The sequence below is a fragment of the Clostridium sp. DL-VIII genome, from assembly GCF_000230835.1.
In the GTDB taxonomy this organism is placed as follows: Bacteria; Bacillota; Clostridia; order Clostridiales; family Clostridiaceae; genus Clostridium.
The window spans coordinates 4926926-4943707 of the sequence record NZ_CM001240.1 but is presented as its reverse complement, the minus strand read 5'-3'; the positions used below and the strand labels follow the sequence as shown (position 1 = coordinate 4943707).

Genomic DNA, 16782 nt, shown 5'->3' with positions numbered 1-16782 from the left:
TGATTTTATGTCAGATTGTAATTCTTGTTCATCAAAAGATGGATGCACTAGAGATAAAAGTAACTGCATGATTGAAAATAATCCATTAAATAATATTAAGAAAATTATTGGAGTTATGAGCGGTAAAGGTGGAGTTGGTAAATCTTCAATTTCTGTTACTATAGCAAAACATCTAAAAGGACTTGGATATAGCGTTGGTATTTTAGATGCTGATGTAACTGGCCCAAGTGTTCCAAGACTTCTTGGAGTAGCAAATCAAAAAGCTTTTTCTTCTGAAAATATGATTCAGCCAGTGGAAACTAACGATGGTATCAAAGTTATGTCTTTAAATTTATTAATGGAGAATGAAGAAGATCCAGTAATTTGGAGAGGACCAATAATTTCAGGAATGGTTAAACAATTCTGGACTGATGTGTTTTGGGGAGAACTTGATTATTTAATAATAGATATGCCTCCAGGTACAGGAGATGTTGCATTAACAGTACTTCAATCTATTCCAATAAATGGAGTGGTTATGGTGTCAGTTCCTCAGGACTTAGTTTCAATGATAGTAGCAAAAGCTGTTAATATGGCTAAGAAAATGAACATAAATATTCTAGGTGTCATTGAAAATATGAGTTATATAACTTGTACAAAATGTGGAGAAAAGATGAAACTATTTAATGGTGATAATACAGAAAAATTTTTAAAGGATTTCGATTTAGAACTTTTAGGAGAGCTTCCTATGTTAAGTAGTATAAACAACTTGGGAAAATATAATGATGGAAGTGTAGATCAGAGTCTTGAATTATTATTTGATCCAATAGTTAAAAAAATTATTAGTAATTTCGAAAATATGTAGTTTTTTAAATAATTAGAATGCTAAAAAAGAAAGTAGTTATATTATCCATGAATTGTAAGGGAGGACTAAAGTGGAGAATATTAGAGAACGTGCTATGGAGTTATTTAAACAGGGGTATAATTGTTCTCAATCTGTATTTGGAGCTTTTTGCGAAGAGTGTGATATGGATTTTGAGACAGCACTTAAATTATCATCTTCCTTTGGAGGAGGAATGGGTAGATTACGTGAGGTTTGTGGAGCAGTAAGCGGTATGTTTATGGTAGCTGGTATGAAATATGGTTATAGCGATCCAAAGGATAGTTCATCTAAAGCTGAACATTATAAAAGAATTCAAGAGCTGGCTGAACAATTTAAGGAGAAAAATGGTTCTATAGTTTGCAGAGAGCTTCTAGGATTATCAAATCAAAAGGATAGTTACATACCAGAAGAAAGAACAGATGAATATTATAAGAAACGTCCATGTGCAGAGATTGTTGGTGATGCAGCTGAAATAATATATGAATTTACAAAATCTTACAACAGGAATGGCAGATAAGAAAGATTAGAATTTTAAGATATGATAAAAATATTCAATAGTGAAAATGTGGTTTTGTTACTATATATGGAGATTTGAAGCTTTTCATAAAATTGAGTATAATTAATTTAATAAATAATTATAACATAGTTAGGTATTATACCAGTTTGAATATATAGTAATCCAAGGAGGATAAAAAAGTGGCAAGACCAACAAAATTCAGAAGAGTCGAGTTTTTTCCAGAAGATGATTATTTTGTACCATGGGGAAAGCCAAAATGTCAAATTGAAGAAATAGTCTTAAAAGTAGAAGAACTTGAGGCAATGAGATTGAAAGATATTGAGGAATTAAATCAAGAAGAATGTGCTGAAAAAATGCAAGTATCAAGACAGACTTTTCAAAATATAATAGATAGTGCAAGAAAAAAAGTGGCTACAGCCTTAACAGAAGGAAAGGCAATAAGAATAAGTGGTGGTCACTACACTACAAAGCTTTGTAAATTTAAATGTTTAGAATGTGGAACAATCTATGAAATAAACTATGATCAAGATAGAGCCATTTGCCCAAACTGTGGTTCAGATAAAGTTATGTGCAGTAAAAAAGCAGGATTCTGTAGAAATTGGTGTAAAGGTAATAATGCAGAATAAAATATTTAATATAAAATCAAAATTAGTAGTAAAAAAAGTTGTTCATAGTAATTTCAAAAATCACTATGAACAACTTTTTAATTAAATTTATTAATTATGAACATTCATGTTCATGACAGACGTCACCAGAATCTACAAGGGAACCTTCAATCCATTTTAAAGCTACAGTTTTAACATCTCCAGAGCAGCCACGTAAAACTTTTATACCAGCATTATTTAACACTCGTACAGCATTTTTAAGAATATATACTAGTCATTGTGTATATTTTTTACCCAAATGTTCATATCTTCAAAGGTGCCGCAGATATTACAGTTATTAACCATGCGGCCTGTAAAGGTATAATTATGCTTACTTAACACATAATTAATACTCGGATTTATTGCTCTTGATAAACTATATAAAGTCATAAAGCCCTTAGCTTTAAGATCACATTCTAATGAATTAATAATATTAGATAATACTCCATTCCCCCCATAGGCAGGATAAGTAGCACAGTCAGTTATTTCTGCATTTAAATTCTCAATATCCATATCTGCAGAAGCTATGCTGATAATTTTTCCATCATAAATAGCAACTTTATATAAAACTTTTTTATTCATAGTTTCCTTTAAAAATTCCTCATCATAAATAGGAGAGGGATATGTTGAAAAAACAGTGGAAAAAAGTTTGATCATCTCTTTTATATCATTTTTATTTGCATTTCTTATAGTATAATTCAAATTGCTTTGTTTAGTAGTAAAAGTGTTTTTTATATCTAAACATTTTTTTATTAATAAATTTTTCTCAATAAAATTACTGCACAATTCTCTATTACTATTAATAAAATATGACATGCAAAGGGCATCTTCGCCTTTAAAGAATCCATCAATTTTTCCTTCTAATTTGAAACCTGCATCTGAAAAAATCTCAGATGATTCAGTAGTACAATTACAAATAATTTTGCCTAGATGCTGCTTTGAAGCATAGTGAATAATTCTTCTTAGATTTTGAGTAGTTATATTACTATTATTAATTATTTTCACACGTCTACTTGTTAAATCTACATATATTCTAGTACGATCTATATTGGTATAATAGTTATTATTTTTATAGCTATCTGATTTCATTAAATTCTTTCCTCCTTCTCATTCTTACATTGCTCATTGGAGTAAGACATATTCTCTCATCTCTGTAGAGTTTCTCTAGTCCTTTATAATCGTCTTTTTTAAATTTATCACATATACCGCAATTTTTACATTCATGAGTTTTATCAGATGGTTCAGTATAAGTACATAGTATACCTTCATAATTTCTAAGTACTAATTTTTCAGGGGATTGAGATACTAAGTATTGAGGATTAATAGGTATTTTTCCACCACCGCCTGGTGCATCTATTACAAAGGTTGGAACGGCAAATCCAGAAGTATGTCCTCGTAAAAGCTCTATAATTTCAATACCAGCTGAGACTGGAGTTCTAAAATGTTCTATTCCTTCGGATAAATCACATTGGTATATATAATAAGGTCGTACTCTGTTTTTAACTAATTTTTGAACTAAATCTTTCATAATGTAAGGGCAATCATTGATATTCTTTAACAAAACAGATTGGTTACCAAGGGGAATTCCAGAGTCAGCAAGCATTTTACAGGCAAGCATTGCTTCTTTAGTTATTTCTTTTGGATGGTTAAAGTGAGTATTAATCCAAACAGGATGATATTTTTTTATTATATTGCATAAATTGGAGGTTATTCGTTGAGGCATAACTACTGGAACTCTGGTGCCTATTCTTATAACTTCAACATGTTCAATTTCTCTTAATTTTTTTAATATAAATTCAAGTTTTTCATCTGAAACACACAATGCATCTCCCCCAGAAAGTAAAACATCTCGTACTTCTTTATGTACCTTAATATATTCAATAGCTTTTAAAATATCATCGTTACATAAGGAACTGTCTTCATGCCCAGCAAAACGTCTTCTTGTACAATGTCTGCAATACATCGAACATTGTTCTGTAATTAGAAGAAGAACTCTATCAGGATACCTGTGTGTAAGTCCGGGGACGGGGGAGTCAACTGTTTCATGTAAGGGATCGCTAATATCATACTCTGATATTTCTGTTTCATGAATGGTAGGAATAGCTTGTCTTCTAATTGGACAATTATAATCATCGGAATCTATTAGTGTCGCATAATAAGGTGTAATAGCCATCTTTAGCTTTTTTAGACTAGCATTTACTCCGAGTTTCTCTTCTTCTGTGAGACTTACGACTTGTTCCAACTCATCTACAGTAGTGATTCTGTTGGCAATCTGCCATTTCCAATCATTCCATTGTTCTTTAGTTACATCTTTCCATATAGATATATCTTTATAATTTCTTTTCATAAATTAATCACTCCTTTTAAACGTTAACAAGGGTCTGCTTGAATATTTTTAGGCTTTTTCAGTAGTATTATTTATCAAGATCTATTGCTATCATTTTTTTATTTATGCTAGAATTCTCTTTCTTTTGCTTAATATATAAATCTTCAATAACTTTTGATAAGGATAATACATCACTCATTTCATAAAATCCAATTTTGTCTTTGATAAAATTTATTGCATGAATTGCACCAGAGGCGAAGACTTTTCGTGAAAATGACTCATGAGAAATTGTGATTTTATCATATTCACCAGCAATTAATACCTCATGCTTTCCAACGATACCACCAGCGCGGACTGAATTTGTAGGGATTTTGTCTTTACTAATATCTTTGCCTAGATATAATAGACCATCCTCTATTTCGTTAACTATTTTAAGTGCTGTAGCAGATGGGATATCTTTCTTATTTTTATGATGTGATTCAGTAACTTGGAAATCGTAATTATCTAATAAAATAGATGCTAATTTTGCTAGTACCATTAAGACATTTACGCCAAGTGTAATATTAGGTGCATATACTATACCAGTCTGATTGTTATAAGCCAACATCCTGATTTTTTCCAAATCCTCCTTAGAGAAACCTGTGGTACCTATAACTAAATTAATTCCAAGATTGGATATTATTTGTACGTTATTTAATGTAGCCTCAGGAGCAGAAAAATCTACTATAACATCTGGTCTACATTTTATAAGAAGTTCCTCTAATTTATTTGTTCCTTCTATTTTAATACCAATATCCTGAATTCCGATTGCTTGACCTAAATCCATATTTTTCTTTGTGCTCCCTGGACTGCACATGGCTAATACAATTTTCATATCTGTTTGCTTAAATATCATCTTGGCTATTTCTTTTCCAGTTTTTCCAATACCAATTACACATATTTTTAACATAATAAGCCTCCTTAAAGTATTAATTATAATTAAGCAAAATAATAAGCTGCAGAGAAGTCTCCACAGCTTATTAAGTAATAATATTTATGGGTATACTAAAAAAACTATATTATTATAGTATTTAAAAACTTCTCTTCAACGCTTACGAGATTAGCTGACGGATTCGGATTGAAGAAAATTAACCCTACTTATCATACTGATAAGATTAACCCCAATAATTGGTTCTCCCGTTCAAATTGATTCAGCGCTACCAATATTATTTTTTGCTTATATCTTTATATAACCATATCATTTTCGTATATATATGTCAATATACATACGAACATATATATGTTTCAATATATACAGAAAAATATATATTAAAACAATTAATAAGATGATTATAAAATGGATAATTTAGTGAATAAACAAATATTATTAACTATAAGAGTTATTATTAAATTTCCTGCAATGCAAAAAAAAAATAATTCACACTGCGGCTGGTTTCATTGATATATACTTAAATATCAGAACGTGTCAATAAATATATATGGATGTTATATACACTTATGAGTGGTTTGATTGGGGGGAGAAAATGCAGAAGAACATATTAGCCGAGAGAGTAATTAATGATATAAACTATGATAACTATGTGGTACTGTATCGGGGAGATATTGAGGCTGAAATTTCGAAGATTCCAAATTATTATGTGACAATAATCAATGATAAGTATGCAATAGTATCTGTAAAGAAAGATGTTGAAATTAATATGGGGAATGAACCTCATATACAGGCAATAACATATGTTGTTCCAGCAGAATTTTATACTTTACAGCAGGTTTCACCAATTGAGGCATCTCAAGCTAGTTTCGTACAGGTGGGATCACCCTTAAACTTAACTGGCAGAGGAGTTAATGTAGCAATAATTGATTCGGGAATTGATTACTTAAACGAAGAGTTTATGAATGTTAATGGTGAAACTAGAATTGAAAGTATTTGGGACCAGACTACAACAACAACTGAAGAAAAGACGTATGATCCTGTTCCATTTGGAAATGTATATGATAGGAACAAAATAAATGAGGCTATAAGAGCTTATAGAGAAGGAAATTCTCCTTATGATATAGTTCCTACTCTAGATGAGATTGGGCATGGTACTAATATGGCTGGAATAATTGGTGCAACGGGGAAGGATCAAAATTTAAAGGGAGTGGTTCCAGAATGTAATTTTGTAGTAGTAAAGCTAATAAGGGACATTTCATATGAAAAGCAATTTCCAGAAACTCAAGTTCCAGTATTTAATATAACTGCCATTTTTGCAGCAATAGAATATTTATATGAATATATATTAATAAATGGAAAACCAATGGTTATATATTTTCCTCTTGGAAGTACAATAGGAAATCATAAAGGAACAGGAATTTTAGAGAACTTCATAAGTTCAATTTTAATAAATAAGGGTATAACTGTAGTCACTGGAACTGGTAATCAAAGGAATGCAGAAGGGCATGCATATGGAGTGGTAACTACAGTTAGTGGGGTTAAAGGAAGTGAAGCAGGAACTATTGAGCTAATAGTATCACCTGAACAAAAAAATCTATGGGGAGTTCAGATTTGGTCTAGTGTACCAAACGTAATGTCTTTAGAAGTGGTATCGCCATCAGGAGAAACTACAGGTGCAATATCACTCTTGATAAATTATACATTTAATTTTACCTTCATATTTGAGAAAACTAATGTTAAAGTGAACTATTATTTGCCTGAAGAGATTACTGGAGATGAATTAATACGCATTAGATTTTATAATTTACAGCCAGGCATATGGAGGCTTAGGATAACTGCAAATTATATCACAAATGGAAGGTATGATGCATGGCTGCCACAAAGAGGTTTAACTGTTGGAAATACTAGATTTAGTTTTGCTGATCCATTTGGGACAATAACCAATCCAGGTAATTCACTTTATATATTGACAGCAGCAGCATATAATCAAAATAATAACAACATTGTTGATTACTCTGGGATGGCATTCTTGGAGTCATACATAAATGTAATTGACATTGCTGCAGGTGGCGTAAATGCATTGACTGTAGCACCTGGAAATAAAACAGCAGTAGTTAATGGGACTAGTGTATCAGCAGCGATTGTTTCAGGTGCTTGTGCAATGTTGTTTCAATGGGGGATTGTTGATGGACATCAGCCAGAAATGTTTTCTGAAACACTTAAAGCTTATCTTGCAAAAGGAGGAATTGCAAGAAGCGGAGATATTATACCTAATCAATATTGGGGATATGGAATCTTGAATGTACCAAAGATATTTGAAAATATGACATAAATCATAATATTAAGCATCACATTTAATGCCAGGCAAACTTTTGTAGTATATTATAAAGTTTGGCTGGCATTATCTTAGGTGTACATGGCTCTATGTCAGGGTCTCCATCTTGGCAGTTTGGTTTTGAAAGTCCATGTACATGAAGTGCAGTTGGTGTATCTAATTTATTTTCTACAGTAAGACTTATCAATTCACCTTGTTTAATTACTATTATTGGACCTGGAGTAGAACAATTATATCCAAACGCATTTATAGCAAGGTTACTCAGTATATTATGTTTAATTGGTTCTGCAGTTAAATGAAAGTATCTGGTATTCTTTTCAAGATAATATTTAGCAAAAGGGATATCAGGAGAGGCAAGTTTACTTTTCGTGTTTTCCATTAAGATACTCCTTACAAAAGTAATTAAAATATTTGCGCATTATAGAATATGGTTTTAACAAGTTAACTGTTACAATATCTAAATGAAAGAAATTATAAATATATAATTATTACATAAAATAAGGTTTTTCAAATACTTGATTTTTGTCCTAATATATACTATAATCAATACTGCGAAAAAAAGTAAATATAACTAGATACGGTTGGGCAAATTATATAATTTGTTTTCAAGCAATTAGTTTCTGGGGTGGGAAACTCTTTTTAGAGTATTCTCACCTTTTTGTTTTATGGAGTTTTTTTATTTAAGAAAAGAGTTTTATAAAATAGATTATTGGACATATGAATAGGGAAGGAGATCATGGATGAAAAACAAAATTAAAAATAAAGTATTAACCCCGTTTTTATATTTTTTTAAGAATGAATCGGCTAGTGGAATAATACTTTTAGTTTGTACTATTTTAGCAATTGTAGTTGCTAATTCAAAGTTTTTATCAGTGTATGAAAATATACTGCATACTGATATAACTATAGGATACGGTGAGTTATCTTTATCTATGTCCGTTCTTCATTGGATTAATGATGGGCTCATGGCTATATTCTTTTTAGTTGTTGGTATGGAAATAAAGAGAGAAGTAGTATTTGGAGAGCTTAAATCATTTAAGAAAACAATACTTCCAATATCTGCAGCTATAGGAGGAATGATCGTTCCAGCAATAATATATGCATTATTTAATTATAAAGAAGTAACTATTACAGGATGGGGAATTCCAATGGCAACAGATATTGCATTTGCTATTGGGATGCTTTCATTAGTTGCAAAAAATGCACCTAAGGGTATAACTGTTTTTCTTACAGCATTAGCCATAGTTGATGATTTAGGAGCTATTATAGTTATAGCAATATTTTATAACAGTCAGATTTCATGGTTAGCTCTTGCTATGGGATTAATAGTTTTTATAGCACTTTTACTAGCTAATAAATTTAAAATAAAATATACTTCTGTCTACATTGTTATGGGAATAATTCTATGGATCTGCCTTTTAAAATCTGGAATACATGCAACAATTGCAGGAGTTTTACTTGGGATGTCATTACCAATAGGAGAAAATATTCATAAATTTAAATCTTCAATTTTATATAAGCTTCAGCATGTTTTAACACCTTGGTCTAGCTTTGGAATTATGCCGATATTCGCTTTTGCAAATGCTGGAATAACAATTAATGCCGATAGCTTTTCGAAAAATATATTTTCACCAGCATGTTTGGGGATTATATTTGGACTTTTTATTGGCAAACAAGTGGGTATATTTGGAACTTCATATATTTTAGTAAAATTAAAAATTGCTAAATTACCATCTAATGTAACTAAAAGACATTTATATGGAGCAAGTGTTCTTGGGGGTATTGGATTCACTATGTCAATATTTGTTTCATCTTTATCATTTGACGATGCAACCATATTATCAATGGCAAAAATGTGTATTATGATTGCTTCAATTTTAGCAGCAATATATGGAACTATAGTTTTTAAAGTCATTAAGACAAAAAGTAAAAAACTAAGTGCATCATAAAAAGATATACCAAAAGGTTAAGTTTAATAAGGTAAAGTATTAAGCTTATTTAAGAAATAACGATCTCTCCATCTCCGGTTACTATAATTTTATATCCTTCTTCAAGAGGAAAAAGATTATATTTTTGTGACTGAGGCCATAACCGAATAGATTGAATAGGAGTTTCCTTAGTGTCTAAAATAAGTACATAAATGCGCTCATTAAAAGAAACATTTTGAATTGTATATTCCTTACTGGAAGATAAATTTAAATCTTCAGCTTTATAGAAGCCTTGTTTAAAAGTTTTAGGTTGAGCATTAACAGGAATTATAAAAATAGAAAATGATAAAAATGTACACAGTAAAAATATTGACGTACTTTTTTTCATAAAAACATTCCCTTCATATTTTAAATACAATAAAAGTTGGTAATTTACTTTTATTATGCAAAATTATAAAAAATATATACCATACTAATAATTGTTTTAGAATATGTTGGTGAAGTCTGTGATTTTAGATATATTTTTCACTATGCTGAATGAAAATGCCTTTAGCTTCAATCATTGAATTTACCGATCTTGGAAATTAGTTTGAGGATAAAAATTAAGACCGTAAAAAAGATTAGCTTTAGAGCCTCAGGGCGGTATGATACACTTAAAACGTAGTAATTAAAAAGTTTTAATTATCAGAGTATTAAGATATTGGAGGATACAAAAGTGTCAGTAGAAAAAATGAGTGAATTTTTTACTAAACGCGTAGATGATTATGATAAACATATGATTAATAGTGTAGAAGGATGCAAAGAGGGATATGTTAAAATGGCAGAATTGCTGCCAAAAGATGTTAATGAAATATTAGATTTGGGATGTGGAACTGGATTAGAACTTGATGAAATATTTAAAACTAAGCCGTATATACATGTAACCGGTATAGATTTAACTAAGGCTATGTTAGATAAGTTGAAACAAAAGCATTCAGATAAGAATTTATCATTAATAAATGCAAATTATTTTGATTATGATTTTGGTAGCTGTAAATTTGATGCAGCAATATCATTTCAAACTATGCATCATTTTTCACATGAAAAGAAGATTAAGTTATATTCAAAGGTTTTTAATGCATTAAAAGCGAATGGCCAGTATATTGAATGCGATTGTATGATAGAAAATCAAGAAGAAGAAAATTTTTATTATAGTGAGAATGAAAGAATACGAAAAGAAAACAATATTCAAGATAATGAGTTTTATCATTATGATACGCCTTGTACTATTGATAATCAAATTAAAATGTTATATAAAGCTGGTTTTGAAAACGTTGAGATGAATTTTAGAATTGGAAATACTACAATAATTGTTGCTAGAAAGTGATGTTGTCTCATAGCTAAAAAGTATATTATTATATTAAGTACTTTTAGGAGGGAGATGTGAATAATGAAAAAGAAACTGATAATTATTAATGGAACTATGGGGGTTGGTAAGACAGCAACCTGCAAAGAATTAAATAAAAAACTTGAAAATTCAGTATGGCTTGATGGTGATTGGTGTTGGATGATGAACCCTTTTAAAGTGAATGATGAAAATAAAAAGATGGTAATTAATAATATAACGTATCTATTACGAAGCTTTTTAACTAATTCATCAATAAAATATATTATTTTCAATTGGGTAATACATGTAGAAAATATTTTTAGTGACGTATTAGAGCCATTGAATGATTTGGATTTTGAAGTTGTTAAGATAAGTCTCACCTGCAGTGAAGAAGCTTTGAAAAAGAGGATACTACAGGATGTTAAGAGTAATTTGAGAGAAGAAGCTTGCTTAAGCAGAAGCATTGAACGTCTTAAAATGTATGAGAATATGACTACAGAAAAAATTGATACAAGCAATCTTTCTATATTAGAAACTGTAGATAAGATAATGAAGATTGTTTAACTATATATAAATCAACAGCTTTTAACTTGGATTTGTGTGATGCTAAACCCAAATTACATAATATGATTATGTTAAGATATGTTTTGTTAAAAGTACTTAAACTTATTGAAGAGTTGAGTGCAGTTTAATGGAATACAAGAAGCTGTAAGAATTCTAAGTTTGAAGCTATTGATCTTCATAAGCTCTGTAATAATTAGATTTACAATTATTACAGAACTTTAAAGTTAAATTAAGATAATATTAACAAAAGATCATTTATCAATATAATTGCCACTTATTTCATTTACATTATCAACTATAAAAAGATTATGCCCGTTAGTGTACTTAAGGTTATATTGTGTAGAGATACAACCAGAATTTTCATCGATTTGATAATATTTATAATTATGAATATTATTGATTGAATTATTTTTATTTTTCATTTTATATATTCCTCCAGCCTTGAGTCATAATGGTAATGTTCATGTTTGATCTTTCGAGATTACCTTCAAAGATATAACCATTAGACTCATTTAATGTTTCGATAATACCAGAGCATACAGAAAAATTACCATTATCATCTGCAGCCTCTTCAGCTATAAAGGGAGAATTTAATTTGAAATCATTCTCATATATTTTATATAGATTCCAGATCTTTTTTTCAAATTCTTGATTACAGTATGTTACAGGGAGTTTTATATCTTCTTTTGCTTCCTTACGTGTAATCATATAATTGTGGGAAGGCAGTCTTTCTGTAAGAATATTTATAATTTCATTTATTTTATATTCATCTGTATACTCCATATGCATCAGCAGAAGCTTTTTTGCTATAGAACGTATTAGAGCATGAGTTCTATATACACTTCCAGCAGCAAGAGGATGAACATATTCAGTTAATTCTAGAAACATATTCATTAATGATTCATCAGTTTTAAGTCCAACTATATCTTTAGCCAAGGATATAAAAGAATAAACATCTTCAACATTGATTGGAAGCTGATTATGTAGATCATTTTCCTTTGTGCTGAAAGGGCTGATTATGTTAGGGTCTACAGGACTAAGCTCTGACATTCTTCCCATAACTATTTCAGAAGCTCCAAGGCATATAAGAGTTCCTGAACTATATGCTTTATATGGTATAATTACCGAGAAGTTATCAGTGAATTCATAGATAAGTTCGACTAATCGTAAAGCGGTAAGGATGTCGCCACCCTTGGTATATAGTATTAAATCAATTTTGTCATTCTTATTTAGAGTTTTTAATTGATCATAAAATATTGGAATGATATCTGGAGCAATTCGTATGCTTACATTTTTTCTATCACCACAAATGTAGCAAATTACTTTTGAATTTCTTTCTTCTGATATTTCTTTTATAAGATTTATTCTATTAATATTATCCACGCAGTTACCACTTCCTTTTATAAATTACTTTTTATAATACCTAGATAGTTTGTTCAAAAAGATAAAAAATAATATAAAAATAATGAGTATACAAATTTTTTTTTAGAACAAAATAAGACGGTAATTTGAAAATTAAATTCAAAAGGGAGGAAGTTACGATGAAAGAAAAAACAAATGTAAATGTTAATGGAATGAAGGTAAAATTAGCTCCAATGAGCGCAAACACATCTTTTGGAGGAAAAAGCGTATCATATGGAATTTTAGGAGAAGAAGGAAGTCAAATAAATGCTTTGGGTAATCAAGCGGGAGGATCTGGTAATTTGAACTGGGGAAATGCATATGGAGAAACTAACGGTATAAATAACTGGCAGCAATCATTTGGTGCATATCCAGCTATTTCAGCTTCAAATTATAATCAATATTCCAGCGGAACAATAGGTCAAGGTATGCAATATGGTCAATATGGAAATCAGTATGGTCAATACGGAAATCAATATGGGCAATTGAACTATGCAAAAAGATTTAATCAAGGTCAATCATTGCAACCTAACGTAGATATATCAGAAACCTCAAATGATATAGTGATATCAGCTTATGTGTCAAATGATATTATGAATGATGTTGCTTTAAATATTTCTGAGGATTCAGTTACTATTTCAGGTTCAGTATGGAATGGAAGAGAAAGTATTGCGTTAAGAAGAATAATCCCACTTTCAACAAGTGTAAGAGCTGAAGCTTGTGATGCTTCTTTACAAAGCGGTACTCTTGAAATAAGACTTCCTAAAACAGAAAAAATGAATAGAAATAAGCCAACATTATCAAAAGACGTTCAAAATATTAATTAATATTAAGGCGTGTATATAATTGGTTAAGATTAAAACAAGACATAAAGATATAATAATAATTCTATAAATAAAAGGAGCATTTAAAGCAAAAGAGCTTTAAGTGCTCCTTTTATTTATAGAAAAGAAGTGCGGAAAATTAATAAAATTTACAAGTTTTATGGATTAATAATTATATTAATAATAATTATAATTACATTAGGCGGTTAGAGTTGATTTTTGAATTAGTTCTACATAATATATGATTTAAAATTATAATTTAGATTGTTTTAATGCATGAGTGATTATTGGAATATATATGAAAAAATAATAAAATTATATTGAATAAAATTTAATAAAAATAAATAAAAATTCAATTTTCTGAAAAATAAATATAAGGGGGGAGCCGTTGAAATACAAGGAATTAAATGATATCATATAGTAAAAAGGAAGAAATAAGAGCATATAAGAGAAATATATAGGTAATATAACTATAAACAGATACTCAAAGAATGTACTTGTTGAAAAATGTCGAAACTGTGATAGTATAAAAACATGGACTTCGTAGAAACGGTAAACATGAATAAATTTTAAAAAATACGTTTACATATTAAAGTAAAGAAGCCAAATAAAAAATACAAAGGAGAAAAACTAATGAAGAAAGCTTTTTTGACAAAGATAGTGACAGCGGTTATTGCAGCGAGTACAATGACTACTCTAACACCATTAGGAGTATCTGCAGAGACTATTGATCAATCAAATTACAATTATTACGGCAACTTATTACAAAGTTATCAAAATAGAATGCCAAAACCAGCGAATGTAGGTTGGGTTAATAACAATGGACAATGGTCTTTCTTTGATAATAAAGGTGCAAAACAAACAGGAGTAATTAACGTTAATGGTCAAACCTATTGTTTAAATCAAAATGGAGTAATGGAAACAGGAAATGTTACAGTTAATAATAGCACATATACATGTTCTCAAAATGGACAAGTAGTAGGAACTCAAACGCCTACAGCAGATAAAGTGTTTGACGCAAATAACAATGTAGTTAAAAATAACAATAAAACGTCTACAGTTACTACTTCAACTGGAAATAATGGAACTACAACTAAGAATAACACAGGAAGTACAAAAACAAATACAGGAACAACTACGAATTCAGGAAATACTACTGGTAAAAACACAGCTAGTACAAATACTTCAACAAGTACAGGAAGCACAACTAATACATCTGCCAGCACAAATTCAGTAGATGTACAAGGACTACCTAAGTTGCCTTCAAACTACTCTGTAAGTGTACAAGCTGCTGCTGAACAAAAAATTCTTGATTTAATGAATCAAAAAAGAACAGAAGCAGGTCTTAAGCCACTAACTATTGACAATACATTAGTGCAAGTAGCAAGATATAAGAGTAATGACATGATACAAAATAACTTCTTTGACCACACAAATCCAGATGGAACAAAGTGGACAAACTGGTTGCAAACATTAGGATATAAGTATACAACAACTGGAGAAAATATTGCATATAATACTAGTGATGCAAATCAATTATTTGATCAATGGTGGAACTCTCCAGGTCACAGAGCAAACATGATGAATTCTTCATATACTAAGGTTGGTATAGGAGTAGTTTATGGAAATGGAAAATACATGGGAACACAAGAATTCTCAAACTAGTATATAGACATCCAATTTTAAATTTAGAGTTATGTGGTAACTAACCGAAATCACATACATATTTATTCCATAGGACTTATGAAATTTTCGCTGGAAAGTTCTAAGTGAAAGGTTGTACCCATTTCTGCGTGTTCCTCAAGCAAGTTGAGGACAAGCAAAAATGGAACAACCTTTCACTAACAACTTTAGAGCAGCTTAATTTCAAATGCCTATTACATAAATATGTATGTGATTTCTGATATAGGTACACATAAAAGTTTAATTAAGTATAGATAATTATTCTATATATTAGTTTAATTTATTAGTTGTAAGCTTTTCGCGTTAATTAATGGAGAGCTATACTACTGGCAAAAGATACGTTAAGTGAAAAAGTTTGAAAAATGTAAACAGAGGTTAAACTGCCATATGCAATTTAACTAAATTAAATTTTATGAATTTATCAGATGAGTTGAATTCTATAAATTTATGAATTTGACACTGGATTAGTATAATGATATAATTTATTACAGAGTGTGAAGCCACACGAAGGGGTACACCACCTTGGGTGTATTTTTTCGTGTGGCTTTTTTTGCGCAAAAGGCATATGAAATTAAATAATAAATGGGAAAGATGTTAGTAGGTGGATTTATTGTTTTGGGATTGTGTCTAATATAAGAAAGGGGTGACAAGGATGGTAAAAATAAATGGAGAAGAAGTAAGTATTGAAAGTGGACTATCTTTAGAAGAAGTTATTGTTAATCAAGGATACACTATAGAAAAAACTGTAGTTGAGCTTAATGGTGAAATAATACCAAAAGCTCAGTATAAACAAACTAATATCAAAGATGGTGATGCCCTAGAAGTAATCAGCTTTGTAGGTGGAGGCTGATATAGATAAACCAGAAACTTAATTTATTACCTGTAATCTTGGGGCTATACTGCACACAGTTGTAAGTTATGAATTAATAATTAAGTCTCCCGAATGGGATTCCTAAAATATATTTTGGAAAAAACTATGGGCTTTTCCACTTCAAACTCATAACTGGTTAGGTTTTTTCTTTAGCTTATCAAAACATTAATTGCAGGTTATAAGTTTAGTTCATATGGTGAATGTGTACAGGTATCCTAAAAATGGTTGCTTATACACTTGGAATTCTTATTGAGATTACATGAATTGGATTAATGTATATGTCAAATTTATATATAGAATACTTATGCATTTAAGTTAGACTTTTGTGTGTATCTATACTAGAAATCATATACATTTTTGTGAAGCAGGCATTTGAAATTGAGCTGCTAAAAGTTCTTAATGTAAGCTTGTTCCGTTTGCTGCTTGTCACGAACTTGTTTCGGGAGCATGCAGAAACGGGTGCATGCTCACATTTAGAACTTTCAGCGAAAATTTCACAAGTCCTGCGGAATAAAAATGCATGTGATTTCGGT

General features: G+C 30.1%; 17 protein-coding genes, 1 pseudogene, 1 riboswitch and 1 other annotated feature. Of the genes and pseudogenes, 10 read left to right on the top strand and 8 right to left on the bottom strand.

Going from position 1 to position 16782, the window contains the following annotated elements:
* The first annotated feature begins 7 nt into the window (after positions 1 to 7).
* The 3 genes from CDLVIII_RS22815 to CDLVIII_RS22805 all read left to right on the top strand — a co-directional run bounded on the left by CDLVIII_RS22815 (position 8) and on the right by CDLVIII_RS22805 (position 2002).
* Positions 8 to 841 carry an Mrp/NBP35 family ATP-binding protein gene (locus tag CDLVIII_RS22815; RefSeq protein WP_009171839.1) on the top strand — a complete coding sequence of 278 codons (834 nt, stop codon included), beginning with the start codon at positions 8 to 10 and terminating at the stop codon, positions 839 to 841.
* Positions 842 to 935: 94 nt separating this feature from the next.
* A complete protein-coding gene (locus tag CDLVIII_RS22810; protein ID WP_035302513.1) occupies positions 936 to 1376 on the top strand; it encodes a C-GCAxxG-C-C family protein in 441 nt (146 codons plus the stop codon).
* 179 nt (positions 1377 to 1555) lie between these two features.
* On the top strand, positions 1556 to 2002 hold the full coding sequence (locus CDLVIII_RS22805) for a DUF134 domain-containing protein (protein WP_009171837.1): 447 nt from the start codon (positions 1556 to 1558) through the stop codon (positions 2000 to 2002).
* A 94-nt stretch (positions 2003 to 2096) separates the two neighbouring features.
* Here the strand turns inward: CDLVIII_RS22805 and CDLVIII_RS30225 are convergent.
* From CDLVIII_RS30225 to dapB, 4 genes and pseudogenes are all read right to left on the bottom strand, one after another.
* A pseudogene (locus tag CDLVIII_RS30225) lies at positions 2097 to 2246 on the bottom strand (dinitrogenase iron-molybdenum cofactor biosynthesis protein); the annotation flags it as partial.
* 5 nt (positions 2247 to 2251) lie between these two features.
* A complete protein-coding gene (gene ablB / locus CDLVIII_RS22800) occupies positions 2252 to 3109 on the bottom strand; it encodes a putative beta-lysine N-acetyltransferase (protein ID WP_009171836.1) in 858 nt (285 codons plus the stop codon).
* The gene (gene ablA, locus CDLVIII_RS22795) at positions 3096 to 4367 is read right to left on the bottom strand and encodes a lysine 2,3-aminomutase (protein WP_009171835.1); all 1272 of its coding nucleotides are present in this window, start codon (positions 4365 to 4367) and stop codon (positions 3096 to 3098) included. Before ablA ends, ablB begins: the two co-directional genes overlap by 14 nt.
* A gap of 67 nt (positions 4368 to 4434) precedes the next feature.
* Positions 4435 to 5295 carry a 4-hydroxy-tetrahydrodipicolinate reductase gene (gene dapB / locus CDLVIII_RS22790; RefSeq protein WP_009171834.1) on the bottom strand — a complete coding sequence of 287 codons (861 nt, stop codon included), beginning with the start codon at positions 5293 to 5295 and terminating at the stop codon, positions 4435 to 4437.
* Positions 5296 to 5419: 124 nt separating this feature from the next.
* Positions 5420 to 5552, bottom strand: a riboswitch (cyclic di-AMP (ydaO/yuaA leader).
* A 317-nt stretch (positions 5553 to 5869) separates the two neighbouring features.
* On the opposite strand from dapB, the gene CDLVIII_RS22785 reads away from it, so the two are divergent.
* Positions 5870 to 7609, top strand: coding sequence for a S8 family peptidase (locus CDLVIII_RS22785; RefSeq protein ID WP_009171833.1), 1740 nt, complete (start codon positions 5870 to 5872; stop codon positions 7607 to 7609).
* 22 nt (positions 7610 to 7631) lie between these two features.
* Here CDLVIII_RS22785 and CDLVIII_RS22780 read toward each other — a convergent pair whose 3' ends face one another.
* The gene (locus CDLVIII_RS22780) at positions 7632 to 7991 is read right to left on the bottom strand and encodes a multicopper oxidase domain-containing protein (protein ID WP_009171832.1); all 360 of its coding nucleotides are present in this window, start codon (positions 7989 to 7991) and stop codon (positions 7632 to 7634) included.
* 200 nt (positions 7992 to 8191) lie between these two features.
* Positions 8192 to 8247, top strand: a sequence feature (sodium ion sensor (DUF1646 type); this cis-regulatory element may regulate processes involved in with the transportation of sodium ions).
* Between the two features lie 105 nt (positions 8248 to 8352).
* Between CDLVIII_RS22780 and nhaA the strand changes: the two genes are divergently transcribed.
* The gene (gene nhaA, locus CDLVIII_RS22775; protein ID WP_009171831.1) at positions 8353 to 9561 is read left to right on the top strand and encodes a Na+/H+ antiporter NhaA; all 1209 of its coding nucleotides are present in this window, start codon (positions 8353 to 8355) and stop codon (positions 9559 to 9561) included.
* A 49-nt stretch (positions 9562 to 9610) separates the two neighbouring features.
* Here the strand turns inward: nhaA and CDLVIII_RS22770 are convergent, their stop codons facing one another.
* Positions 9611 to 9928, bottom strand: a complete 318-nt coding sequence (locus CDLVIII_RS22770; protein WP_009171830.1) for a hypothetical protein — start codon at positions 9926 to 9928, stop codon at positions 9611 to 9613.
* A 327-nt stretch (positions 9929 to 10255) separates the two neighbouring features.
* On the opposite strand from CDLVIII_RS22770, the gene CDLVIII_RS22765 reads away from it, so the two are divergent.
* The gene (locus CDLVIII_RS22765) at positions 10256 to 10906 is read left to right on the top strand and encodes a class I SAM-dependent methyltransferase (protein ID WP_009171829.1); all 651 of its coding nucleotides are present in this window, start codon (positions 10256 to 10258) and stop codon (positions 10904 to 10906) included.
* Positions 10907 to 10969: 63 nt separating this feature from the next.
* Complete coding sequence (locus CDLVIII_RS22760; RefSeq protein ID WP_009171828.1) at positions 10970 to 11470, top strand: AAA family ATPase; 501 nt, start codon at positions 10970 to 10972, stop codon at positions 11468 to 11470.
* A gap of 251 nt (positions 11471 to 11721) precedes the next feature.
* Here CDLVIII_RS22760 and CDLVIII_RS31590 read toward each other — a convergent pair whose 3' ends face one another.
* Together CDLVIII_RS31590 and CDLVIII_RS22755 are read right to left on the bottom strand one after the other, a co-directional pair.
* Positions 11722 to 11892 carry a hypothetical protein gene (locus tag CDLVIII_RS31590; RefSeq protein WP_009171827.1) on the bottom strand — a complete coding sequence of 57 codons (171 nt, stop codon included), beginning with the start codon at positions 11890 to 11892 and terminating at the stop codon, positions 11722 to 11724.
* Position 11893: 1 nt separating this feature from the next.
* Complete coding sequence (locus CDLVIII_RS22755; RefSeq protein WP_009171826.1) at positions 11894 to 12853, bottom strand: hypothetical protein; 960 nt, start codon at positions 12851 to 12853, stop codon at positions 11894 to 11896.
* Between the two features lie 158 nt (positions 12854 to 13011).
* On the opposite strand from CDLVIII_RS22755, the gene CDLVIII_RS29460 reads away from it, so the two are divergent.
* From CDLVIII_RS29460 to thiS, 3 genes are all read left to right on the top strand, one after another.
* Positions 13012 to 13698 carry an Hsp20/alpha crystallin family protein gene (locus CDLVIII_RS29460; RefSeq protein ID WP_009171825.1) on the top strand — a complete coding sequence of 229 codons (687 nt, stop codon included), beginning with the start codon at positions 13012 to 13014 and terminating at the stop codon, positions 13696 to 13698.
* Positions 13699 to 14328: 630 nt separating this feature from the next.
* The gene (locus CDLVIII_RS22745; protein ID WP_009171824.1) at positions 14329 to 15360 is read left to right on the top strand and encodes a CAP domain-containing protein; all 1032 of its coding nucleotides are present in this window, start codon (positions 14329 to 14331) and stop codon (positions 15358 to 15360) included.
* A 670-nt stretch (positions 15361 to 16030) separates the two neighbouring features.
* Positions 16031 to 16228: a sulfur carrier protein ThiS gene (gene thiS, locus CDLVIII_RS22740; RefSeq protein WP_009171823.1), complete on the top strand. Its 198-nt coding sequence runs from the start codon at positions 16031 to 16033 to the stop codon at positions 16226 to 16228.
* Positions 16229 to 16782: the final 554 nt, after the last annotated feature.